The 24,009-nt window shown below is 69.2% G+C and carries 20 protein-coding genes; 3 read left to right on the top strand and 17 right to left on the bottom strand.

Features of this window, described 5'->3' with window-relative positions:
* Positions 1 to 816: 816 nt before the first annotated feature.
* Positions 817 to 1,341 (bottom strand): MarR family transcriptional regulator, encoded by a 525-nt coding sequence (locus tag E1287_RS10830; protein WP_165968956.1) that lies wholly within the window; start codon positions 1,339 to 1,341, stop codon positions 817 to 819.
* A gap of 538 nt (positions 1,342 to 1,879) precedes the next feature.
* Here E1287_RS10830 and E1287_RS43640 point away from each other — a divergent pair.
* Positions 1,880 to 3,073, top strand: coding sequence for a PP2C family protein-serine/threonine phosphatase (locus E1287_RS43640; protein ID WP_165968955.1), 1,194 nt, complete (start codon positions 1,880 to 1,882; stop codon positions 3,071 to 3,073).
* A 490-nt stretch (positions 3,074 to 3,563) separates the two neighbouring features.
* Here the strand turns inward: E1287_RS43640 and E1287_RS10820 are convergent, their stop codons facing one another.
* On the bottom strand, positions 3,564 to 4,466 hold the full coding sequence (locus tag E1287_RS10820) for a LysR family transcriptional regulator (protein ID WP_131964745.1): 903 nt from the start codon (positions 4,464 to 4,466) through the stop codon (positions 3,564 to 3,566).
* 91 nt (positions 4,467 to 4,557) lie between these two features.
* Here E1287_RS10820 and E1287_RS10815 point away from each other — a divergent pair, with 91 nt between their 5' ends.
* Both E1287_RS10815 and E1287_RS10810 read left to right on the top strand, forming a co-directional pair.
* Positions 4,558 to 4,959 (top strand): DUF1330 domain-containing protein, encoded by a 402-nt coding sequence (locus E1287_RS10815; protein WP_131964744.1) that lies wholly within the window; start codon positions 4,558 to 4,560, stop codon positions 4,957 to 4,959.
* A gap of 401 nt (positions 4,960 to 5,360) precedes the next feature.
* Entirely contained in the window at positions 5,361 to 5,906 is a 546-nt protein-coding gene (locus E1287_RS10810; protein WP_131964743.1) for a hypothetical protein, read from the top strand.
* A gap of 207 nt (positions 5,907 to 6,113) precedes the next feature.
* Here the strand turns inward: E1287_RS10810 and E1287_RS10805 are convergent, their stop codons facing one another.
* From E1287_RS10805 to E1287_RS43635, 15 genes are all read right to left on the bottom strand, one after another.
* Positions 6,114 to 6,776 carry an ATP-binding cassette domain-containing protein gene (locus tag E1287_RS10805; RefSeq protein ID WP_131964742.1) on the bottom strand — a complete coding sequence of 221 codons (663 nt, stop codon included), beginning with the start codon at positions 6,774 to 6,776 and terminating at the stop codon, positions 6,114 to 6,116.
* Positions 6,770 to 7,765 carry an ABC transporter ATP-binding protein gene (locus E1287_RS10800; protein ID WP_243718832.1) on the bottom strand — a complete coding sequence of 332 codons (996 nt, stop codon included), beginning with the start codon at positions 7,763 to 7,765 and terminating at the stop codon, positions 6,770 to 6,772. Before E1287_RS10800 ends, E1287_RS10805 begins: the two co-directional genes overlap by 7 nt.
* Positions 7,762 to 8,697, bottom strand: a complete 936-nt coding sequence (locus E1287_RS10795) for an ABC transporter permease (protein WP_131964740.1) — start codon at positions 8,695 to 8,697, stop codon at positions 7,762 to 7,764. The genes E1287_RS10800 and E1287_RS10795 overlap by 4 nt, the downstream gene beginning before the upstream one ends.
* Positions 8,690 to 9,730, bottom strand: coding sequence for an ABC transporter permease (locus tag E1287_RS10790; RefSeq protein ID WP_243718830.1), 1,041 nt, complete (start codon positions 9,728 to 9,730; stop codon positions 8,690 to 8,692). Before E1287_RS10790 ends, E1287_RS10795 begins: the two co-directional genes overlap by 8 nt.
* On the bottom strand, positions 9,727 to 11,142 hold the full coding sequence (locus E1287_RS10785) for an ABC transporter substrate-binding protein (RefSeq protein WP_207934132.1): 1,416 nt from the start codon (positions 11,140 to 11,142) through the stop codon (positions 9,727 to 9,729). The genes E1287_RS10790 and E1287_RS10785 overlap by 4 nt, the downstream gene beginning before the upstream one ends.
* A 6-nt stretch (positions 11,143 to 11,148) precedes the next feature.
* Positions 11,149 to 11,322, bottom strand: a complete 174-nt coding sequence (locus E1287_RS44640; protein WP_207934131.1) for a hypothetical protein — start codon at positions 11,320 to 11,322, stop codon at positions 11,149 to 11,151.
* 472 nt (positions 11,323 to 11,794) lie between these two features.
* Complete coding sequence (locus E1287_RS10780) at positions 11,795 to 13,018, bottom strand: LuxR C-terminal-related transcriptional regulator (RefSeq protein WP_165968954.1); 1,224 nt, start codon at positions 13,016 to 13,018, stop codon at positions 11,795 to 11,797.
* A gap of 126 nt (positions 13,019 to 13,144) precedes the next feature.
* Positions 13,145 to 14,602, bottom strand: coding sequence for a peroxidase family protein (locus E1287_RS10775; RefSeq protein ID WP_131964738.1), 1,458 nt, complete (start codon positions 14,600 to 14,602; stop codon positions 13,145 to 13,147).
* Between the two features lie 449 nt (positions 14,603 to 15,051).
* Entirely contained in the window at positions 15,052 to 16,536 is a 1,485-nt protein-coding gene (locus E1287_RS10770; RefSeq protein WP_207934130.1) for an amidase family protein, read from the bottom strand.
* A 362-nt stretch (positions 16,537 to 16,898) separates the two neighbouring features.
* Positions 16,899 to 18,269 (bottom strand): sigma-70 family RNA polymerase sigma factor, encoded by a 1,371-nt coding sequence (locus E1287_RS10765; protein ID WP_131964736.1) that lies wholly within the window; start codon positions 18,267 to 18,269, stop codon positions 16,899 to 16,901.
* A complete protein-coding gene (locus E1287_RS10760) occupies positions 18,266 to 18,529 on the bottom strand; it encodes a hypothetical protein (protein WP_131964735.1) in 264 nt (87 codons plus the stop codon). Before E1287_RS10760 ends, E1287_RS10765 begins: the two co-directional genes overlap by 4 nt.
* Before the next feature lie 714 nt (positions 18,530 to 19,243).
* Complete coding sequence (locus tag E1287_RS10755) at positions 19,244 to 20,938, bottom strand: discoidin domain-containing protein (RefSeq protein ID WP_131964734.1); 1,695 nt, start codon at positions 20,936 to 20,938, stop codon at positions 19,244 to 19,246.
* On the bottom strand, positions 20,935 to 22,434 hold the full coding sequence (locus tag E1287_RS10750) for an alkaline phosphatase D family protein (protein WP_131964733.1): 1,500 nt from the start codon (positions 22,432 to 22,434) through the stop codon (positions 20,935 to 20,937). Before E1287_RS10750 ends, E1287_RS10755 begins: the two co-directional genes overlap by 4 nt.
* A 373-nt stretch (positions 22,435 to 22,807) precedes the next feature.
* Positions 22,808 to 23,560 carry a CHAP domain-containing protein gene (locus E1287_RS10745; protein WP_131964732.1) on the bottom strand — a complete coding sequence of 251 codons (753 nt, stop codon included), beginning with the start codon at positions 23,558 to 23,560 and terminating at the stop codon, positions 22,808 to 22,810.
* Complete coding sequence (locus E1287_RS43635) at positions 23,557 to 23,694, bottom strand: hypothetical protein (RefSeq protein WP_165968953.1); 138 nt, start codon at positions 23,692 to 23,694, stop codon at positions 23,557 to 23,559. The genes E1287_RS10745 and E1287_RS43635 overlap by 4 nt, the downstream gene beginning before the upstream one ends.
* Positions 23,695 to 24,009: the final 315 nt, after the last annotated feature.

The raw sequence follows: 24,009 nt of genomic DNA, 5'->3' as shown, positions 1-24,009 counted from the left end.
CCTCTCGCGATGCGGCGCCTTCACGACCACCTTCTCGCCCCCGGGTCCTGTTCGCCGCGGCGATTGCGGACCCCGCTACAAGGAGAAACCGGTGAATCGAATCCTCAGTGCCCTTCGAGCCATTCTCGGAACGATCGTGACCGTCATAACACTGCCGTTCAGGGTCGTGCTGAAACTTCTGAGCCCATCACACCGCCGCGGCGGCGGGAGGACGACCCGGCGCTCCGCCCCCTGACTTCCCGAGGAGATGGAGCACGGCGCCCCTTACAAGAAACGGCAGATGAGATTTATCGAAGCCCGCTTGGCTCGCTGCACGAGGGCCGCTGTTTCCAGGGGCAGGATCGATCTCTTCACTGGCGTCCAGGTCAGGTTGAAGTGGCCGTGGAGGTGGCCCTGTGCGCATCGTCGATAACCGCCAGCCATGATCTCCACGTCCACGCCGAGGCGCCCGGCAGAGCAGTTCGGCGAAAGGGTCGGGGTGCGGAGTAGGCGCAGGTCAGGGCACTCGGCGCTGTGCCGATTCCAGCACGATCCGGATCAAGGTCTGCATATCCTGCCAGCCGACACTGGCCGTGTGGGGCGAACCTGGCTGTGGCACCGTCCACCGCCGGGGCCCGCACCTGCACATGTGGTCTACTCATCGGGGCTGCGGGCATCGCCATTCCATTCTTCGGCGATTCCCTACCACCCGTGTAGGGGAGTGTGCTCGTCGGTGATCAGAGGCTTTGATGACAGCGAGGTTTGCCGGACCAGGTGACGTCGGCTCCGCTCATCCTCTCGATGAGGTCGCCGGCACTTGGACGGGGCCACAGCGCACTAGGCGGAGCGGTCTCGCATGATCGGTGTCTGCGCGACGTCCGGTTGCGCGACGTCCGGCTGTTCGCACAGCCGTCCGAACTCCGTGAGGGCATCGATGAGGCATCGCTGAGACGCCGATGTCATCCCGGCCAGCGCCTCCGCCACCGCTGACCTGCGCCTTTCGCTCAGTTCGGCGAAAAGGGCCTGCCCCTCCTCGGTCAGTCGCAGGACGACCTCGCGGCGATCGGCCAGCGCCCCCTCCCGGATGATCAGTCCTGCTGCCTCCATGCGGTCGCACAGCCGGCTGGCCGAGGACGGAATGGCGTCCAGCTCGGAGGCCAGGCCGCGCAGATTGACCTCGCCATGGCGGGCGATGATCTCGATCGTCTGCAACTGGATCGGAGACAGAGACACCTCGAGATCTCGTCCGGCCCGGTTCCACAGCACCACCACGGCCCCCAGGGCACGCTCAGCCGCCGTGACGACATCGGCGTTCACACCACTGCTCAGCGTTTCGGCAGCAGGCAGCTCTCCGCGACTCACGAACGGCCCTCCCAACGATGCTGCAGTAGCCGCACGCCGTGGCACCAGCGTCGGTGAACAGGGCCGTCACCGGAGGTTTCGGCCCAGACGACGCCGCCGGTGCGGATCACAGCGACCGGCGCACCCTCACGATAATCGACCACGCGATCGGTTTCCGTCCTGCGACACCATCGACGCAGGCCCGCGCCTCCATCCGCCGTTCATTACCAGACTCGGCCGTCCGGCTCACGGGCCAACTCCCGGGACCGCGCCGACCAGCGGTGAACATTTGCCATATGGCAAGCTTTATGCCAGTCTGCGGATCGGTCCTTCCGACTCCCGCAAGGGACGTCCGGGCTGGGCGCCGATCGAGGGAGTCGGGTCGGCGACCCAAGTTCACCTCCACCGAGGTGAGTTCTGGAAATGGGGACTCCGGAGACTCCAATCCACATCCGGTCCGGCTGCGCTCCGGCGCGCGTTCTGGACACGACGGTGGCGGCGGCGCCGCGCGCCGGCCACCTGTGGTTCGCGTCCCAAAGAGCTTGGAGGTTCAGCTGAGATGGAGGACGCGATGACCCCGCCGGATCGGCGGTGGAAGATCGAGACCGCTTTGCGTGCGGCGCCGGCGCATTCACTGCCCGAAGCGCTGACCGCCGCCGTCCTCGGCTGCTTCCCCCAGACAACATCGCTTCGGCTGCTGCTGGCCGACTACCAGCGACGCCTCCTGCTGCCCATCGATGATCATGACTCGTCCGGTCCGGTCCGGATCAGCGACAGTCCCGCAGGCCGCGCATACGGCACCCTGAGTCCGGTGCCGGTCCCGGCCATCGTCGGAACGGCCGGAGAGCGACGCTTGTTCATCCCGGTGACGGCGCGCGGAGAACCCCTGGGTGTGCTCGAGATTCGCCTGAGCGCCGGTTCCGACGAGGTGCTCGGTGACTCATTGCTCGCTGAACTGGCCCAGTTGGGTGAGATCGTCGGCTGCGCCCTGAAGTTGGCATGGAAACACACCGACCGCTACGAACGCGCCCGCCGGCACCGGCGGCTCACCTTGGCGGCCGAACTGCAATGGCAACTGCTGCCCGCCAATGGATGCGGTGGAGCTGAATTCAGCATGGCCGGCCATCTCGAACCGGCGTACGCGGTCGGCGGCGACAACTTCGACTGGTCCACCGAACGCGACCATCTGACTCTCAGTGTCACTAACGGCTCGGGCAACGGTGTCCAGGCCGCCCTGTTGACCTCTCTCACCGTTGGAGCCCTGCGCAATGCCCGCCGGTTCGGCGCGGATCTCGCCGACCAGGTCAGCCTTGCCAACGACATGGTCTATGCCCGCTATCGGGGCAGCGAGTTCACCGAGAACCTCGCGTTGCGCATCGACCTGGCCGATGGCATGGTGTCCGCGGTCGACGCAGGCTCACCGCGCATCCTGCGAATGCGCGGAACCCACATAGAACCCCTCGACCTCGACCCCCAAATGCCCCTCGGGATGTTTCCCGACACCCGCTACCAGGTCGAACGATTTCAAATCGAATCAGGGGACCGCCTGATCATCGTCAGCGACGGCGTCTGCGACGCCCAGGCACCCGACGGTGGCGCCTTCGGCACCGTCCTGCTGGAGGACACCCTCCAGCGCACCAGGTCACTTGAGGCGTCCGAGGTACCGCTCTCGATCATCAATGCCCTGATCGAACACCGTCAAGCCACTGACCTGGACGACGACGCGGTCGCCGTCTGCCTCGATTGGAAATAGCCCACATGGTGCCGCTCCGACCTCCGCGCCACCACAAGCCGCCTCGCGAGACCCGGCGGAGTCACAAAGCCGGGAACTTACTGCCATTCCCTGCACCGTGAGCCGGAGATATTGCTCACGCATGTCCGCGAGCAGAGCAGGTCTGCGCTTCTCCACGTCCGCGATGCGCCGGGGTTAACCACCGCGGCCTAGAACCGGGCGCGCATCGATCCGATCAGACACCCGTCGGCAGGGGGCGAACGATGTCGTAGCGGCGCACCGCCGCCGGCCGACCCGCTCGCCGCGCTCGTCCTCCCGTTGTGCCCGGCTCGTCCGCCGAGGCCTTCGGCCTCCGGCCGTCACATCTCCACCTCCTTCCCTGTGCCGGTCCGGAGAGGAGGCATAGACGGTTGTGAGGGACGCCTCTGCTCGGCGCGCTCGACGGTCCGCCCCGGGGGCAAGGTCTTCGGCCTCGCCGCCGCAGGCGTCGGTCTCGCTTGACCTTTGCGCGTCAGTCCGGCAGCCAGTGCAGTTCGTGCGCCAGGGTTTTGGCGACGGCACGGATGCGGTGGTGTAGCGGCGACTGGTCGCGTGGGAGGACCAGGTGGATCGTCAGGCTGGGCGCGTCCCGCAGCGGTCGCCAGGTGAGGCCGGCCGGTTGTGCCGTGACCGCGGCTTCTCCGGCCGGGGCGAGGGTGACCCCGTCGCGCAGGTCGCGCTGAGACATATCGAAAGAGACTGCGGGCGTGTGGAATCGGGGGTGTGGTTGGGTGTCTCGGAACAGTGCGGACAGCTGATCGTGGATCACGGGGTTGGCCGCACGGTCCGGGAGTCGCAGCGGATACGCGGCCGCGTCCACGATCTCGATCTCCGGGTGTTCGGCCAGCGGATGGTGCTGCGCCAGCTGGACCCCGACGCGCAAACGCCGCAGCAGGAACCGGCGCACGCCACGGCCCGGCTGTTCACCGCGGGTGATCCCGGCATCGATGCGGCCGTCGGCGACCGCGGGGGAGATCTCCGGTGTCGCCATCGGGACCGCGCCGACCTCGAGTCCGCTGTTGCCGCGAATCAGCCTGTCCACCAGGGTTGGTGCCGTCTCGGCCCCGGCGCTGAGGCTGTATCCGATGCGCACCGTGCCCAGTTCACCGGCCGCCGCGCTCCGGGCGGTGTCCCATGCCCGCTCCAGCGCCGCCAGCGCGGGCGGCGCGGACTCCGCCAGAGCCGCACCGGCCGTGGTCAATACGACGCTACGCGTGTTGCGGACCAGCAGGGCCGTACCGAGTTCCGCCTCCAATCGGCGCATCCGGGCGCTGAGTGCGGGCTGTGCGATACCGATCCGTGCGGCCGCGCGGGTGAAGTTCAATTCCTGCGCCAGCACCAGGAAGTACCGCAGGCTCACCGTGTCCGGCGCCACGTGCCCTCCCTGCCGATTGATAACGATCCGTTCTGAGTCTATCCCGTACCGGTCTTTCCCTCGCCCGCACATCGAGCCCTAGCCTGCGCATATGACGATTCAACCGGCCGTAGTACCCGTCGGCGGGATCGATCGATCTGAGTGTCAATTCGAAGTCGGACGTGTCCGGCCGAACACAGGAGGTTTCCATGGCAAAGGGCTACTGGTCAGTGTCTACACCGCCATTTCCGATCATGAGAGGCTGGCTGCCTACGACAAGCTGGCCGGTCCGGCTGTCCAGGCTGGGGGCGGGCGCGTCCTGTCACTCCTTCCGTCCCTTGGCGGTCGAGTCGTCGCCCACGAGGCCGGAATCACGCAACGCGTCGTTCTGGTCGAGTTCGACAGCTTTGAACAGGCCGTCGCGGTATACGAGAGCGAGGCATATCAGAAGGCGCTGGTGGCCTTCCCCGACGGCGTCGAGCGTGACTTCCGCATCATCGAAGGAATCGACTGACCGGCGGGCCCAGCCATCGCTGAGCATCCGTTACCTGATACGCACACGGTGCTGAACGACGACTCACGAGACGAGTTCGAAGCCATGCCCCGCGTACCCGTGGGCCAACCGGTTCCGTGCGGAATTTCGAGTTAGCGTTCCGCTTCGTTGTGGCGCCGCCTCTTCGGGCTCTAGTGAGTTTGATCTGTAGTCAACCTCCGAGGATTCAGCGGCGTCCTCCAGAGGACCGCGCAGCCGAACGAAAGGCATGTATGCGCTTGCAATCCCTTCTCGCGACAGCCGCCGCCCTCACGGTCACCATCGGCGCTGCCACGGCCGTGGCGGTCGTTCGGAGTGGCGACGGCACCGGCGACTCTCCTCAAGACCTCACTGCGAGCCGCGCACCTTCGTTCACCCAGATCATGAACAGCCTGCCCCGGGGCGCGGCCCTCTCCCCGGCCAGGAAACCCGCCGTCCCCGACGACTTCAACGGCGACGGCTACCGCGACATCGCCGGCCGCGGTCCCGACCGGACCGACGGTGATCTCATCACCGTCATCTACGGCGGCCCCAAGGGCGCCGATCCGGCCCGCCGCCAGCTGATCGCCGCTCCGGGCGGCGGCTCCGGCATCGGAACCGAGCGGCGGAGCGTCTCCGTCGTGTTCGGAACCAGGACCGGCCTCGACACCAAGGCCCTGCGGACCTATCGCCATGGTTTCAGGGCCATTCCCGACCGGCACGATTTTCCCGGCCGGTTCGGCGGGGAACTCTCGCTCACCGACACCGACCGCAACGGCGAGATCGAACTGGTCGTCGGCGCACCGCACCGGGACGGCAAGGAGGGCCGCCTGTACATCTTCACCGACGCCGCCGAGGAGCTGACCACCAAGGGCATGAGGCGCTTCACCCCGGCGGACCTGGGCATCGCCGGCAGGAAGGCCGAACTGGGCGGAACCCTGCTCGGCTGATCGCACGCCGGCGACATGGCACACGACCGCCCTGCCCGTCACCCTTGGCAGGCCGGGCCAGTGGGTCTTGGACGGCATGACCGGCGCGGGGGAACCGCCCGGAGCCGAGCCGCCCCGACCACGGGCTGGGACGTTCGCGCGGCAGGTTGGACCACGTGGTGGGTGGTCACTCACGGGTCGATGCGGCAGGGCTGATCGGTCGGGCGTTTATGCCGTGGTCTGGGTGGGGGTGGTGAGGTCGTGCCATTGGATGATGTCGTCGCAGGTGGTGTTGAGGAGATCGGGGTCGTGGCTGACCAGGAGTGCGCCGCGGTGGCCCTGGTCGGTCTGGGTGCGGATGAGGTGGATGAGGGTGGCGGCGCTGGAGGCGTCGAGCATGGCGGTCATCTCGTCGCAGAGGAGGTAACGGGGGTCGGAGCCGAGGGTGCGGGCCAGGCAGGCGCGCTGGAGTTGGCCGTCGCTGACCTCGTGGGGGCGCCGGTCGAGTAGGTCGGGGGTGAGGCCGACGAGGTCGGAGAGGCGGTCGGTTTCGTCGTCGGCGGCGTCGGACGGCAGGTGTGCGGCGACGATCCGGCGCAGGGTGTGGCGGGGGTCGGCGGCGGCGCGCGGGTGCTGGAAGATGACGCCGATCCGGCGGCGTTGGGCGGCTGGGGCGGCATGGCGGAAGCGGTGGATCGGTTCGCCGTCGAGTTCGAGGCGTCCGGCGCGGGGTGGGTGCAGGAGTGCGAGGACGCGGATGAGGGTCGATTTGCCGCAGCCGCTTGGGCCTTGGACCCCGATGACGCGTCCGGGTGTGAGGGTGATGGAGATTCCGGGGAGGACGTCGGGGCCTCGCCGGTAGCCGGCGACCAGGCCGGTGGCGGTCAGCATGCGTCCTCCGTGGATACTCCCGCTCGGGTGACTCGGGGGCGGGCGCAGGCCAGGCTTCGGTGCGGGGTGACCGGGACGAGGGCCGGGTCGTCGGTGCAGGTGGCACGGTCGGGGCAGCGGGGCCGGAAGGCGCAGCCGGACGGCAGCGCGGACAGGTTGGGAGGGTGGCCGGGCAGCGGCGTGAATCCGCGGCCGGGCGTGGCATCGAGCAGGGCCCGGGTGTACGGGTGCAACGGGTTCGCGAACACGTCGCCGGCCGGACCCTGCTCGATGATCCTGGACGCGTACATGACGGCGAGGTCGGTGGCGGCGCGTTCGGCGGCGGTGATGTCGTGGGTGATGAGCAGGATCGCGCGGCCGGAGTCGGCAAGGTCGCGCAAGGCGTCCATGGTGTGGTTCACCAGCGGACGGTCCAGGCCGGAGGTCGGTTCGTCGGCGAGGATCACGTCGGGGTCACCAGCCAGGGCGAGGGTGAGGACGGCACGCTGCGCCATGCCGCCGGACAGTTCGTGCGGGTAGCGGTCCAGGGCGGTGGGGGCCAGGCCGGCGGTCTCGGCGAGACGGTCGGCTTCGCGCTTGCGGTCGGTCACCTCGGGACGGAGGGCGCGGAGGGTCTCGGTGAGCTGGGCGCGGACCGTGCGGACGGGGGTGAGCGCGGTGGCCGCGGACTGCGGCACCAGCGCGACCTTGCGACCGCGGACTCGGCGGGCGAGCGTCCGTTCCGGGGCGGTCGTCAGTTCGAGGAGGCCGCCCGCGGTGTCGAGCCAGACCGCGCCGCGAATCTCGGCGTTGCCGGGCAGCAGCCCGAGGAGTGCGGCGGCCAGGACGCTCTTGCCGCAGCCGCTCTCGCCGATCAGGGCGAGGAGGCGGCCGGGGTGGAGTTCGAACGAGGCGTCGGTGACGGCTCGCACGAGGGAGTCGCGCAGACGGAAACGCACGGAGAGCCGCTCGGCGCGCAGAAGCGGCGACGTCGTGTCCGCCGGGGTCACAGGGCCAGCTCCGATCGGCGCCGGGGGACGAGCCGGTCGCGCCACCATCCGGCCAGGCCCGCGACCGCGAGGGTGACGGCGATCAGCACTCCCGCGGGTGCGGCGATCGTCCACCAGGCGCCGAGGAGGACGTCGTCGCGGCTGTCGGCGACCATGGTGCCCAGGCTGGGCAGGTGCGGTGGCAGGCCGAGGCCGAGGAAGCTGAGCGCGGTCTCGTGCCAGACCGCGTGCGGCAGGAGCAGCACGGCGGCGAGGGCCGACTGCGGGGCGACGGCGGGGATCAGGTGCCGGGTGAGGACGGTCAGCCGGGACGCGCCTCCCGAGATCGCGGCGTCGATGTAGGGGCGGGAGCGCAGGGACAGCACTTCGGCCCGGACGATCCTGGCGACGGTGGTCCAGTGCGTGAGTGCGATCGAGGCGATGACGGCCATCAGCGACCCCCGGTAGAGCGCCACGATGAGGATGCCGAGCAGCAGGTGCGGGACCGCGTTGAAACCGTCCACCAGCCGCATCACGACCGAGTCGACGATCCCGCCGGCGGCGCCCGACGCCGCGCCGATCAGGGTGCCCAGCACGGTGGCGACCAGCGCGCAGGCGAGGGCGACCAGCAGCGACACCCGGGCCCCGGCGGCCGCGCGCACCAGCACGTCCCGTCCGGAGTCGTCGGTGCCGAACCAGTGCCCGGGTCCCGGCGCCTGGCGGACCGCGTCGTAGTCGACCGTGCCGGTGGTGGCGTCGGTGAACAGCGGCAGCACCCCGATGACGGCGACCAACGGGATGAGCACGGCCAGCGCCGCGAGCAGGCGCATCCGTGCGGACGCGGCCGCTCGGGGCCGGGCGGTGCCGCCGGGACGGCGCCTGCCGCCCGGCCGCCACCGGTCGTCGACGGCGGGAGTGCCGGCGGTAGGAGTCTCGTGCACGGCCTCAGCCATCGGCGGCCACCCTCGGGTCGATCAGCAGGACGGCGACGTCGGCGCACAGATTGCCGATCAGCACGGCGGCCGTCGCGAGCAGCGTCAGCGCGACCAGCAGCGGGAAGTCGACGTTCAGCCCGGCCTTGACCATCGCGCCGGCGACGCCCGGCCAGGAGAACACCTCCTCCACCAGCACCACTCCGGTCACCAGTTCGGGAAGGCGGGTGCCGACGGTCGTCACGAACGGCAGGAGCGCGACCGGAAGCCCGTGCCGCAGGACGATCGTGCGTTCGGACAGGCCTCGTGCCCGTGCGGCGGCGACGTGATCGTCGGCCAGACCCACCAGCAACTGCTGCCGGACGGTCAAGATCAGCCAGGGCAGCTGAGAGATCGCCAGAACCAGTGCGGGCAGCGCCAGATGCCGGACGGTGGACAGCGCACCGCCCTCACCGCCGGCATCGCTGACGCCGCCCGCGGGCAGGAGCGGCAGGGCGACCGCGAACACCGCGATCGCGCCGAGCCCGAGCAAGAAGGTCGGCAGTCCTTCCAGCGAGTGCGCCAGCGTGACCACGAACCGGTCGACCCAGCCGCCCTGCCGCCACGCCGACCACACGCCCAGGAACAGGGCGATCATGACCGCCAGTGCGAGGCCGGTGCCCGCGAGCAGCATGGTCCAGGGCAGCCGTTCGGCGATCACGGTCGCCACCGGCTGGCCGAAGCTACGGCTGGTTCCCCAGTCGCCGCCGAACACGCCACCGAGCCAGTGCCCGTACTGCTGCCAGACCGGGTCGTCGAGGCCGAGCTCGGCGCGCGTGCGGGCCACGTCGGCCTCGGCGGCGGTGAAGATCCGCGTTCCGTAGTACTGGTACACCGGGTCGAACGGAGAGGCCGCGCCCAGCACGAACACCGCCCCGGACACCACGCCCAACAGCGGGACCGCGATCGCCAGCCGCCGCGCCGCCATCAGCGCGGCGAGCCGCCATCGGCCCGGTGACGCATCGTCGCGCACGACCGCGCCTTCGGGCGCGGTGGTGATGTCGGTCTCGCTCATGCGGACCGCGACCATTTCTCCAGGTTCCACCACGGCCCCCAGGACAGGACGCCGTGCACGTGCGGGTCCACAACCGGCTGGTAACCCGGCGCTTGGCCGCGCACCACGTAGCTGTGGTCGAGGAAGACCAGGAACACCCACGGCGGGTTCTCCATCAGGCGCCGCTGCATCGCCCGGTACGCCTCCGCCCGCGCGGCCGTGTCGAGCGTGCGACGTCCGCGATCCAGGGCCGCGTCCACGGCGGGGTCCTTGTAGGAGCCCGGGTTGTTGAAGCCGTCCTCGGCCTGCGAGGAGTGCAGCAGCCCGTACGCGACCAGGTCCGGGTCCAGCGGCGTCCCGCCGCCCATGACCAACGCGTCGTTCTTCATGCGCGGCTCGATCGCGTCCCAGCCAAGCCCGACCAGATCGACCTTCACGCCGACCTTGCCCGCGTCCGAGGCGAACCCGTTGGCCAGCGCCTTACGCACCGAGTCGTCCGACGGATACATCAGCGTGAACCGCGCCGCCTTGCCGTCCTTGGACCGCATGCTGCCCGCTCCCGCCCGCCAACCCGCCTCGTCCAGCAGCCGCGCCGCCTCTGCCGGATCATGCGGGAACGTCGCCGAAGGGTCGGAGAACTCACCGAGCACCTGCGGGATCGGCCCGTAAGCGGGCTTGCCGCGTCCCGACAGGAGCGCCCGGATCATCCCCTCCCGGTTGACCGCCAGGTTCAGCGCCTTGCGGATCGCCGGGTCGGCGGTGACCGGGTTGTTCTGCGGCATCATCACGCCGCGGTAGTCGGCGCTGAGGTGGTGGTAGGTCGTGGTCCCGGACTTGCCCGCGAACGTTCCAGCCAGCGCGGGTGGCAGCACCGTCCCGTCGAAGTCGCCGCGCGTCATCCGCTGCGCCCGGGTGTTGTCGTCGGGCACGAACAGCACCGTCAGGCGCTGGATCTTCGGTGCGCCGCCCCAGTACGCCGGGTTCGCCGTCAGCACCAGCCGCTCACCGCGCCGCCACTCGGCGAACCGGTACGGGCCGGTGCCGACCGGACGGCTGTTGATCGGCGCGGCCTCGACCTTTCCGCCGGTCACCGCCTCCGACGGAACGATGCCCAGGATGAGCTTGTGCGGGAACGGCGCGTACGGATGCTTGAGCCGGAACTCCACGGCGTCCGCCCCGGTCTGCCGCACCCCCGCCAGCATCCGGAACGAGGACGCCACCGGTGAGGCCGCCTTCGGATCGAGCAACGCCTTGTAGGTCGCCACCACGTCCTCGGGGCCGAACGTCGACCCGTCGTGAAACTTCACCCCGCTCCGCAGGCGAACCGTCCAGCTCTTTCCGTCCGCCGACGGCTTCGGCGCCTCGGCGGCCAGCGCCGGCTGCGGCCGCCGATCCGCGTCATGGGTCATCAGCCCGTCGTAGAGCTTGCTCATGCCCTCTTAGGCGAACCCCATCAACGGGCTCAGCGACTCGTCCTCGTAGGGATCCGCCAACACCAGCCCGTCGGCATTGGACGAGCTCTCGGGCGCGGCGCACGACGCCAGCCCCATCATCAGCACCACGGCACCGAGCACCGCACCGAACCGGGACCTCTCGCCCCACATGCCACCCATGCAGGGCAAGCTAGCCTCGATCATCTGCTTGTCGCAAGATGTTCGCAGTTGCGATGAGCAGGCAAGTAGCAGAAGAGCCCACGCCAGGGCAACGGCGAAGCGTCATGACCTGAAACGGACAAAAGCGACACCGTCTCATCCGTGCCGAGCCGCCGGGCGAATCCAGAATGACCACGCATGTCGCCTCGGCTCCAATGAGGCCCGCACCCACGTGATCGCAAGGCGCAGTGGTGACACCGCCAGGCGGATCATGTGCCGCCACTTGCCCTCCGCTGGTCGCTTCCCCCCGTGCGCAGGGGGCGCTTCAGGGGAGGCCGGGGGGCGATGCCCGCCCGCCGACTCCCAGCCGTTAGCGTGCGTACCGGTCGCGGAGCTATTCGGCGAACGCCTGTAGCCGGGACCGAAGCCCTTGGGGACGATCTCGGATGAGGTGTGGCTGCCTTGGGCGCGGGGTGGCTGTAGTGGTGGCGGGCTACTCCTCCATGACCAAGCCCAATGAGTAGGCGACGGCGAGGGCTTCGGCCCGGTTGCGGACGGAGAGTTTTCGGAAGAGCCGGGCCTGGGTGTTCTCCACGGTCTTGCTGGTGATGCCGAGTGCGGCGGCGGTCTGGCGTACCGAATGGCCCAGCGCGATGGAACGGAGAATGTCGAGTTCGCGGGGGGTGATGTCGGAGCGGACCAGGTGGGAGCGGGTCGCCGTGGAGGGGGCGGCCTCCGAGGTCGCATAGCTCTGGGCTGCCAGCGCGATCACGTGGGTCAACTGCTCGGAGACGTCGTGCGCGCCCACTACCGCGTCCGCGCCGCGGAGGAGTTCTCCGGAGATGGTCGCCCGCTCGTACGGGCTGATCACCACGACGGTGCGGGTGCCGAGGAGGCGGGTGGCCCGCCAGTCGGCGGCGGCTCCGTCGACGAGGACGGTGATGGCCCCGTCGCGCAGCCGGATCAGCTCGTCCTCCTCCGACGGGATGTCGGGGCCCAGCACCAGCACCGGCACCGCGTGCCTGATCAGGGTGAGCACCACGCTGCGCCGGACGTCGCAGCAGGTGCCGATGACCACGACCACCAGGGCGCGGCCGGGACGGCCCGGCGCCGGGCCCGTGTACGGCGGGGTCCGGAGCAGGCCCATGCGGGCGGCGCGTGCCACGACGTGGGTCTGGCTGTGCACGTCCAGCTTGGCGAAGATTCGCCGTTTGTGGTTCTGGACGGTGGCCTCGGAGACGCCGAGGAGCGAGGCCATCTCGCGGACGCTGAAGCCGAGGCTGATCAGTGACAGGACCTGCCGGTCCCGGTCGGTGAGGACCGCGGGTCCGGGTCGGCGGTCCACCAGCCCCGGGCCCTCCTGCACGGCCTCCACGAGCGCGTGGAGGCCGCGGGAGTGCGGGACGAGCCGGGTCGCACCCGCGTGGGCGGCCGCGAGGATGGCCTCCGCCGAGAGCCGCTCGTAGGTCAGCACGATCGCCAGCTCACTGCTCAGCGACCGCAGCGCGAGCACGCCCGCCGTCTCTTCCTCCCCGAACCGAACGCCGATGTCGACGAGCACGACGTCGGTGCGCCGCAGCCCGCACAAGGTGAGCAGATCGGAGAACCGTTCGGTGGCGCCGGTCACGATCACGTCCGGAAGCGTGGACAGTGAGTCGGCGACCGCCTCCCGCAGCAGACGGTCGGGCGACCGCAAAGCGACCCGAGTACCGGTCATGGACCTGGAGCATTCTGTTCCGACGCTTATCTGGATTTTGGCGTGTCTGGACGGCTTGTCACCCCTCATCGGGAATCGAAATTTCACAGCCGGGAACTTGAACGCTGAAAGCTGCGGCGGGCCTCGCTACTGGCCGCGGCTCGCCGGGTCCACCTGTGCGAACGTGAGCAGGTCCACCATGCGGAAATCGCCCGCGCGGCGGCTCGGCAGGGTGGGCCGCCAGTTCGGCTGGACCCGCAGGAAGGACTGCGGGTCGAGCTGCAGCAGCCCGATGAAGACCTCGCCGACGAGCCGGGCACCGACCCCGGTCATCAGCCGGCCGTCGCCCAGGGCCTGAGCCTCCTTGAGGACGTAGTACCAGAGCGGGGCGCTGTTCTCGATGCCGATGCCGAAGGTCGCGAGTTCGGAGGTGTCGATCATCGGGATGCCCATGGTGCGTGCGAGCTGCTGACCCGACGGCACCGACCACGTGAGGTGCCGCAACAGGTTGCGCTGGGGCAGTGCCGTCGGGGTGGTCTGCCCCGGGATGGCGGGCAGCGGCAGGTCGAACAGCGGCGTGGAGACCTTGGCGTCGATGAGCTTGTTGGTCTTCAGTTCGCCGTCGCGGAAGTCGAAGAACGTCTGCCAGCCGATGAAGCGCCGCGGGGCCCGGGAGAAGCCGCGCAGGTCGACCGGGTCGGCCTGGCCCTCGCCGGCCGGGTCGAAGATGAACCCGAAGAACGGCTGCCCGCCGTCCCCGGCCAGGTTGGCCCGGTACGAGGGGCGCACCATGCTGTGCCCGAGCCGGTAGGCGATCTGGAATTCCACCGGGATGAACGCCGCGCCGGACGGCCGGTAGAACTGCCGGCCGAAGCGCAGGATGTGGTCGATCAGTGGCTGCCCGATGATCTGCGGCAGGAACTCGCGCAGGATGATCCACTGGTAGTGCCAGGTGACGGTGCGGCGGGCGGTGGCGAAGACCTGGGCCTGTGGTACGCCCTGCGTCCGCGTCCGGTCCACCACGCGGTTGTGGAAGCGCAGGAACGCCGCGTGCAGGCCGGAGATCATCAGGTTCTCGTCGTTGCGCTCGTCGGCGATGATCGCGGTGGCGCCGTCGGTGCGCGGCACGTCCTCGAACAGGCCGCCGCTCTCCACCCTGAACTTGTCGCGGTCTGCCGGGTCGTAGAACTGCGGGTCGGACGCGGGACCCCGGCCGTAGACCGAGTCGAGGTCGAACACCGCGGTGCGGGTGTTGGGTGAAGTCTCCGGCGGAGTGGGCACACCCAGCGGCGAGGTCTGGTCGAACGTCATGTCATGGTCGAGAAACTGCCCAAGGAACGTGGTGCCCGCCGTCTGGAACGGGTTGTCGACGTTGTTCGGGCTGAGTGCGGGGTGGGTGATCAGGCGGATCGGGCCCTCCTCCAGCGGGTCCTTGGCATCGATCAGCCCGCCCTTCTTGCCCATCTCCATCAGGCCGGCCCGCACCCGGTCGTTGGCCTCGGCGAACGGCGGCAACTGGAAGATCCGCCCGAAGTTGTTGGCGAGCGTCCCCTCGGCCCTGGCACGCGCCGCCGCCGCGATCGCCGTGCGCGGATCGAACGTCATGACGGTGACGGCCGTGGCCCCCGCGCCCCCCAGGAATGCCCTTCTGCTGAACCCTCGGCCTGCTCTTTCGGGGTTCCCATTCGAGGGTCCCATTTCGAGCCTCCTGGCCAATCGACTTTGGTAGTCGCGAAGTCTGCGACCGGGAGGAAACGGAGGCAATGGTCCCAGGGGATACCCATTCACCCAGGGGGTTTGGCCCTACCTGGTGGATTCATGTCCCCCTGGTGGTTACGTGTCCCGCCGACGCAGACGACCAGTCGACCGACTTTACTCATCGTTGCGTTGACGTGGTGGTTGAAGAGTAGGTCCGAACACGTGCGCTGATCTTGTTCGGGTTACTCCGCATTTTCGGTGGGTGGGTTCAGTCGGGAGTCTGGTGTGCGTGGTTGCGGGCGGTCAGGCCGAAGTGGTGTGCGAGGACGCCGCCGAGGACGGAGCCGAGGCGGTGGTCAGTTCAGGGGTGGGGTGCTTGCCGGTGGTCGGCGATGATTTGTCGCTTGCTGGTAGTCGAAGCCGAGCCCGAGCAGTGTCGGCTCGCTGAACGGCCGTCCCAGTAGCTCGACACCTACCGGCATGCCGTCGGGTGTGAAGCCGGCGGGGATCGTCATCGCGGGGAACCCGGTGTTGGCGGCGAGGGCGCAGATCCTGAGCCCCACCTGGGGCTGCCCGATCGGCGCGGCCTGCTGTGAGACCGCTGGGTAGACCAGTGCGTCCAGGTCGTGGTCCTTCATCAGCTTGTGGAGCAGCTGTTGCGCCTCCAGGCGCCGGGCCAGCCGTTGGTGGTAGGCGTCCTGCGGGCCGGTCGAGGTGCCCAGCCGTTCCTTGAGACGCTGCAGGACGGTGGGTGTGACCTGGCCGGAGGTGACGATGTCGGCCAGAGTCACGATGTCGGACGGTGGCTCCAGCCGGGCCAGCGAGCGCGGGAATCGTGAGCCTGGCGCCGCCAGGTAGCGATTGAGGTCGCGCTCCATTTCGTCGACGAACACCCAGGAGGCGTCCACCGCCGACATCAGTGCGGGTTGGGCCGGCACATCGACGATGGTCGCGCCCTGCGAGGCCATGTCCTGGGTGGCCGCCCGGACCAGCGCCGTCGTCGCCTGCGCGGGCCCCGACGTGCTCAGGTAGTCGGTGAACACGCCGATGCGGGCGTTGACCAGAGCGGTGTCGTCCAGGGCGGTGGTGTAGGTGCGGGGGATCCGTCCGATGGACGCCTTGGTGGACGGGTCGTCCGGGTCGTATCCGGCGGTGGCGTCCAGGATCAGTGCGATGTCGGTGACCGACTTGGCGAGGGGGCCGCCGGTGTCCTGGGTGTAGGAGAGCGGTGCGATGCCGTCGCGGCTGGACAGGCCCTGGCTGGGTCGCAGGCCGACCAAGCTGTTGTGCGCCGCGGGGCTGCGGATGGAGCCGCAGGTGTCCGAGCCCAGGCCGGCCGCGCCGAAGCCGGCCGCGATGCCGGCGCCCGTGCCGCCGCTGGAGCCGCCCGGGTTGCGGGTCTGGTCGTAGGGGTTGCGGGTCTGCCCGCCGAGCGAGCTGATGGTCTCGACGCCGGAGGCGAACTCGTGCAGGTTGGTCTTGGCGACGATGACCGCGCCGGCCGCACGCAGCCGCGCGACCTGCTCGGCGTCATCGGCGGTGCGCCAATGCCTTAGCGCCAGCGAACCGTTGGTCGTGGGAAGGTCGTGGGTATCGTAATTGTCCTTGATCAGGATGGGGATGCCGTGCAGCGGGCCGCGGACGCGCCCCTTTCGGCGTTCGGCGTCAAGCCGGGCGGCATCAGCGACCGCCGTATGGTCCCTGCGAATGACCGCATTGACACCAGGCTGGTCGGCATACGCCTGCTCGTAGGCATCGATGCGCGCCTGATATGCCTTGACCAATTGGACCGAGGTGACCTGGCCGTTCGCCAGTAATTCGCCTAACTTGGCGGCGTCCATGTCCACCACCCACTTGGCGATGTCGGCCGGTGCCGCCAGGTGTCCTGTGTCGCCTAGCGCGGCAGCCGCACCGGTTGTGAGCACAGGCCCCGTCAGGACGACGATTCCGGCCACGAAGGCCGCTGCTCGGGTGTACGGGTTCCGCCTTCGTCTTGCCACATCGGCCTCCTCGTCATCGATTGGCGCCTCTCGACGTACAGCACAGGAGATGTGCGGTTCAGCCATGCCGACCGGGAAGGGGCCGCTGCTGTGTGCCGCCTTGATTATGGCTCGGGCATGCCGTAACGGCTATCTGTCAAAAGGGCCACATCGCCCACGAAGGCGGGCGTCGTGTGGCTCTCATGCGGGTGGAGTCGAGGCTGTCATCGTCGGAGGCCGGTGAAAGCTTGGCAGTCGAACTCGGTCAGGACTCCTTGGTCGAGTGATCCATCTACGAGGCAGATAGAGGTGTCCTGCCACAGCGTTAGCGTGCAGGAGGCCCCGGTCGTTTGCGCGGAACACCCCACCCATCTGAATGATTGCTCGCTGTAATTTCGGCGGCCTGTCAGCGTTACCACTGTTCCGGGACGGTACTGCTGACGGCAGGCGATCAGGTCGCGGCAGGTGAAGGCGCCGGGCTCGACGTGAACGCTCATGTTCGTCCAGATCCCGAGCGTGGCCTGGCTGCTGGACGGGTTGGTCAGCCGTTTGAGTTGATCGTGCCACGGCATGCTGGGGAGAAAGATCAGCCTTGCGATGAGGACGAGTCCGAAGAGCAACCCGACGAATTGCCAGACATCGTCGAGAAAACCGCCGCCAGACGACGGCTGTTTCTGGGGCGGTTTTGGTTCCTTGGCGAGAGAGGGGCCGCTCTGAGGGTCGTTCGGTCGCTGCTGTTGTTGCTGTTGGTTCTGTCGCTGATGGAGATGGGTCCTGATCCCCTCGAAGAGGTCCGGGTCGAGGATCGGCAGGAAGGCGGGGGTGATGAACCAGCCCGCGCCCACCTTCTTCTTGAGGTCGCGGCAGGTGCCGCACTGCGCGATGTGCTTGACGAGCGCACGCCGCAGGTCGTCTCCCAGCAGGCCGCCGCGCCAGGAAGCCTCAACGAGGATCTGCTGGAAGCGTGGACAGGGGTTCGCGATGGTCCGGCGGGCCATGAGCGTGACCGCTAGGGCATCACGCGTCAGCTTGCGCGCCTGCGACAGCTGACGGGCCGCCTGCGGGGCGGGGATGCCGAGCTCGGCGGCAAGGCTCTGACCGGCCTTGCCCGCGGTGAGGTTGGCCAGCAGGGCCGCCCGGTACCTCTCGGGGAGGCTGTCGAGGGATTCGCGCACCAGCTTGACGAACCAGTCCCAGCTGCCGCGCGCCTCCGCCTCGCGGAACATCACCTCGATCGAAGGCTGCGCCGTGGTGGAGGCGGTCGCCTCGACCAGCCGTTCCTCTCTGTCCCCTCGGGCCGTCGCCTCCTCCAGATAGGAGGCGAGCCGTCGTCTGGCTATCGTCCGGATCCACGGCCCGAACCTGCTGGGGGCCTGCGCCTGCCTGGTCAGGCTCTTCCATACCTCGAAGAGCGTCTCCTCAGTCAGGTCTTGGGCGTCCTCCCGCCAGGCCGGACGCAGTTGGCTGACGAAGAACCGGTACATCTGCGGCGCCCACCGGTTGAACAGCTCGTCGTAGGCGTTCCCGTCCCCCGCGTGCACGGCGGCGGCCAGTTCGTTGTCGCTGGCCTCTGACCAGTCGTTTTCCGCGCTCATGGCCGCATCACCAAACCCGCATCCGGAACGGACGGTGAATGTTGCTCGGTGTCGTCAGGGCACGACGTGACGTCGCCGCCAATCCTCCGGGCCACGCGTTGGCGGCTTGTGGCCAGCCAGCGCGTGAGCAGGTCGATGAGCATCTCGGCGACGTGCGTGACGATTGCCCAGGCGAGCCCGTCGGGCAGTAGCGAGCTCATCAGGGTCACGCACAGCCGCAGTCCAATGCGGGCGGGCCGTCCGTTGAGTTTGTGGATCACATCTCCTCCTTCGCGATCCGGTCGAAGGAGAAGTGGCGGCGGCCGGGGGGCTTATCGGCCTTGCCTCCAAGATTTTTCCAAGCAATCACGGCGAGCTGGTCAGCGGGTGCGGCGGCGGGGCCGCCGGGTGTGACTTCGGGTGGTTCGGTGAGCGGGAGTGTGGCCCGGTGTCGCAGTGCGGCGCTTGTCCCGGGCCTAGGTTGGCCGTACTGGGTTTGGCGAGGGCCTGGTCTTTCATCGGCGGGGAGGCGTGTGCCTGTTTGTCGTCAGCATGCGACTTCTCCGTGGGAGGGGTCACCGGGGTCGCGGAGGGGGGTGGTGTGGCCGTTGTGGAGGTCGAGCCATTGCCCACCAGACTTCCGCTGGACCTGCCCGGCAGTTCGCCGCTGGGCAGGGGGTGAGCTGGACGGGTCGGCCGCGATCGTCGATGCGCAGCCGGTACAGGCGATCGGGTCCGTTCTCTCCGTCCTTGGGCGTGCCCAGCAGGTAGAACGTGCGATTGCCGGAGGTGCCTGCCGCCGCGGACCACCTGCCCACACCACGTGGAGCGGACACCCGCTGGAACGTGCCTATGACACTCGCCGCGCCCGGCCCCGGTTGCTCGCGCCCGCCGTTTTTCTACGACGTCTGGGCTTTCGCCACCTAGCGGCCTGGGAGCAGTAGATCTGAGCCGGCCGGGGTGCTCGGGAGAGGGCCCCGGCCGGCTCAGGTGGGTTAGCGGGCGGTGATCTCGGCGGCTGAGGCGTAGGGTCCGCCGCCTGATCTGGTGGAGATGAGGCGGACGAGTTCGGCGTCGACCGGGGCGAAGGTGGCGGTCTTGGCGGCCTTGTTCGCCGCCCAGGTTCCCTTCGCCACCTCGGTGAAGGTGATTCCGTCGGTGCTCACCTCGATGGTGTAGTCGAGGATGTCGCCGTTGGGGCTGCCGTCCTGCCGGGGCAGGTACTCCAGCGAGCTGATCTTCCTGACCCCGTCCAGGTGGACGGTGATCGACTGCGGAAGGGCGACCGGCGGGCTCCATTCGGTGTGCCAGAAGGTGCCCGGATTGCCGTCCACGGCCTTTTCGGGCTCGTTGCCCACGTGCCAGCTGGTCGCGAACGCCGGGGCGTAGTGGCACTTCTCGGGCACCGTCACCGGTACGTGGACGGACTGCCCGCCGAAGAACACCGTGACGCGGTAGTCGCCGGGCGGTGTCGTGACCGGTGCGGTGACCGGCAGGTACAGGTCACGTGCCTCGCCCGCGGGGACGGTGAGGTCGCGCGCCGTGCCGTCCACCCGCAGTGGTGCCTGGGCCTCGGCGCGGACCGTCGTGGTCGTTTCCTTGGCGGACGGGTTGACGGAGCGGGCGGCGACTGCCGAGACCCGGCCGGTGCCGGGTTCGCACTGGTCCAGGTTGATCCGGGCCGGGAACACCGTCCGGCGGGCTGCCGCGTCGGGCTGCAGGCGTGCCCAGGTGAAGGGCTGGTCTGCGTAGTAGTTGCCGCAGGCGGGTCCGGCCTTGCGCGAGTCGCCCCGGTCGTAGGCCGCCTTGCAGGTGGCCGGGTTCGGGACGGCGTTGTCGTACTCGACGTCCATGGCGGACTCGGCCACGCGGCCGCGTGCGAACAGGAAGTTGGTGTACTGACGGGTGGAGACGCGGGAGTCTCCGACGAACGCGGCCTCGTCGTAGGCGCTGGTCTGGGTCAGGTACGACCAGAAGGGTGCGAGCGCGCAGCCGAACTTCTGGGCCTGTGCGCAGCGGATGCTGGAGAAGTCCGCGCCCAACACCGCCATTTCGGTGTCACCGGCGCGCTTGCGCAGTGCGGTGGCGAACTCGGTGGCGGCGGCCTGCGCGATGGGCGCGCCCACGGCGCCGACGCGGCCGCTCATCAGGTGGGTCTCCTGGGACGAGCCGCGGCCCACCACCGTGAGCTGGGCCTGGTCCTCGCCCTGGACGCGCACGAAGCCCGCCGCGCCCCGTCCACTGAGGGTGTCGGTGTTGATCAGGATCGCGCTGGCGCGGACACCTCCGTCATCGAGGAACGGGGTGCGCCCGGGGGAGACCGCGACGCGGTAGCTGTCGCGGGTACTCCGGCTCAACTGCTTGGCCAGATGAACGGCGCCCGGCCCGAGAATGTCGGTCAGCAGCAGGACGTCGGGCGCCCTGGGAGCGCCCTTGACCACGCGGCTCGCGAAGTGGTCGAGGTCGGCGGTGTCCGCGGCGTCGGCGGGACGCATCGCGTCCTGCAGGTTCGCCTGGACGACCAGCAGGTCCGCCGGACGTTCCGCGGGTGCGGCGAGCGCGGGCCCGGGTCTGCCGAAGGCGCCTGCCGCGAGCAGCCCGGCCAGCAGGGTGCCGACCATGAGCGTGGCCGCCGTCGCCAACGTTGGGGCGGACCCCAAGCGGCCGATGAAGTTCTTCGCCATGTTCATGCTCCCGCGTCCTGCAGGCCGGGGCGGCCTGCCTCCACGACGAACCGGCGGCGTACCGCGATCACGCCGCTCTGGTCGGTGACCTTCGAGATCACGTTGTAGTCGGTCTCCCAGGTGTTCGCGGCGACCCGGCAGGCGACGTAGCCGCGCAGGTTGTTGACGAACTTCAGGTGCGGGTTCGCCCGCAGCTGGAGGCGGCTGCCCTCGGTCATGTCCACGCCGTTGCCGCCGCTGGAGATGGACGTCCCCATGAACTCGACCCCGATGGTCGGCGAACTCTGGTCGTTGAAGTCCGCCTTCAGGTCGGCGGCCGCGCTCCAGTGCGCGTCACCGGTGATCACCACCGGGTTGGCGACCCGGCGCTGCCGGATCCCGCCGAAGAGGCGCCGCCTGGCCGCCTCGTACCCGTCCCAGATGTCGGGGTGGAACTGCTCGATGCCGCCGTCCGCGGTGAACCGGTTCTGCTGGTACATCTCCACCTGGTTCGCCAGCATGTTCCAGGTGGTGCGGGACTTGCCGAGACCGTCGAGCAGCCAGCGCTCCTGCCCCGTGCCCAGCATGCTGCGGTCGGCGTCGAAGCGGCGCGCGAAGTTCTGCGCGCTGCGGTACTGGCGGCCGTCCAGGACGAAGAAGGACGCCAGCTTCCCGTACCGGAACCTGCGGAAGATCTGCATGTCGGGGCCTTGCGGCATCGAGGACGGCCGCAGCGGCAGGTTCTCGTAGTACGCGCGGAAACCGACGGCGCGCATGCGCAGGACGTTCTCCGGGCTGATCCCCGGGACGCTCTCGTCCGCCCAGTCGTTGATGACCTCGTGGTCGTCCGGGGTCACGATCCACGGGGCGCTCCTGTGCGCCGCCTGGAGATCGGGGTCGCTCTTGGTCAAGGAATAGCGGAGGCGGTACTGCGCGAGGGTGAACAGCCGCGCGTTGTGCGCCGGGGACAGGGGCGTGTTCCGGACACCGCCGGTGGGGCCGTAGGCGCCCTCGTAGATGTAGTCGCCGAGGTGGAAGATCACGTCCAGGTCCTGGGCCGCCATGTGCCGGTAGACGGTGTAGAAGCCGTCCACCCACTGCTGGCATGAGGCGAACGCGAGGGTGAACGGGGCGGCGGCCGACGGGTCCGGAGCGGTGCGGGTGCGGCCTATCGGGCTCTCCTCCCCGCCCACATGGAACCGGTACCAGTACTCGCGGCCGGGTCTGAGGCCCTTGACCTCGACGTGCACGGAGTGCGCGAGCTCCGGCGTGGCCAGAACGGAGCCGCGCTTCACGACCCGGCGCATCGAGTCGTCCTCGGCCACCTCCCAGCGGACGGGCACATCCTTGCCGGGCATGCCGCCCAGTCCGTCGTCGGCCAGTGGGGTCGTCGCCAGCCGCGTCCACAGGACGACGCCGTCAGGCCACGGGTCGCCGGAGGCCACGCCGAGGGTGAAGGGGTATCCGGCAAGCCGTGGGGACGCCTGCGCGGGATCCGGGGTCAGCCGGCTCAGGGCCACCATGCCCGCCACCCCGAGGCCTCCACCTAGGACGCCACGGCGGCTGATGGCGAATCCACTGCCACGTGCATTCACTTTTTCTTCTGCTCCTCTGTCGGGGAACACATGCCGACCCGAGCACTCGTAATAGACTCGGTTCGGCAGTGCGAAAGCACCTGGAGAGCGCTGCTCAGGGCACAGATTGAGATTAAAGATCGCGCCGCCGGGGGTACAGGTACGGGCCGGTGGCGGCAAGATGAAGATCGCCGGCTGGCTCGATGAATGAATGCGACCGAAATGGCACGCTAAAGCGCCGGCTCATTGGCCGTCCGGTGACGGGGAAAGGAACGGCCCGCCACCGAGAGGTGGCGGGCCGTACGGGAATGACGCTGTCCGTTCAGTCGCGTCCCTGCGTGCGGGCGAGGGCCGTGAACAGTTGCGCGTACGCCCAGCCGTCCACCTGGTCCCCGAACCCCGGCTTCGCCGACGAGCCCACGGACTTGCGCACCAGCCGCAGCGCCTCCGCCGTCTTCGGGCCGTACTCGCTGTCCGTCTTCCCGAGCGCCTCGCCCTGCCCGGCCGCCCGGATCAGCTCCTGGAGGGCCTTGACGGCCTCTCCCTTGTCACCCTTCTTCAGCCCGATCAACGGATCCTCCTCAACCGATGACGACCCGCCGGACGACGAGCCGTAGGCCGGGCGCCCGTACCCGGCGATGACGCCGGCGGCCCGGACGCGCCGGCGCACCGCGTCCCCTGTGTTGGCCTCGATGGTCTGCACCCGCCCGCCGCCGAGGACCTTCTCGACCACGCCGACGTGGTCGATCGCCCCGATGGAGTCCGTCGCGCCCCAGTCGAAGAACACGATGTCGCCGGGCTTCGCCCGGTTGACGCTCGCGGCCGTGCCGCCGTGCCAGCGGCCGATCTTCTGGAAATCCTGCGCGTGCCACACCGTGAAGGCCCTGTCCCCGCCCGGCAGGACGGATTTGGCGTTCCCGCTGCGCCGCGCCCAATACGTGACAGCCATATCGCACCACTCGGCACGAAGGAACCCGTTCCCGTGCCTGGACGCGTACTCGCGGGTGATCGCGTTAGGACGGCCCGACATCCCGATCGTTCTGCGCGCCTCAGCGAGCATGCGCGCGGCGCTCATCCAGCGTCCGATGCGTGGAAGAACCCATCGGCGTCGGGCTCGCCGTACAACTCCCGGAGAACCTTCTCCTCATCGGCCTCAGTCGCGCTGGCGCCGTTTTTCGGCGCCGGTGGCATCGGCTCCGTCTCGTCCATACGACCCTCTCGACTAGTCACCACGGTGGGGTGCCCGCTGAGCCGCCCACCCGCGCCCCGCTACATTGCACCGCACCATAGATCGAAATCCCGGAGTTCGGCGAACGTTTTCCCGCCGTCCCGCCCTCCTTCACCCGGCCGGAGATGCAAATTCGCGGAGATGCGCATCCATGCAGCGCACCATTGTAAGAGAAATGCCTGAGAGGACGGGTGGCTTCGCGCACATCCATTAGCGGTCGTCACGTTTCGGGGACGGCCTCGACTTGGCCTGCCTCATCGGCTGGTGGCCGTCCTGGATCCGGGGCCCGGTGGGTG

The sequence above is a fragment of the Actinomadura sp. KC06 genome (genome assembly GCF_004348735.1).
Taxonomy (GTDB): domain Bacteria; phylum Actinomycetota; class Actinomycetes; order Streptosporangiales; family Streptosporangiaceae; genus Spirillospora.
The sequence above is the reverse complement of the archived record's forward strand: the minus strand, read 5'-3'. Positions and strand labels throughout refer to the sequence as shown.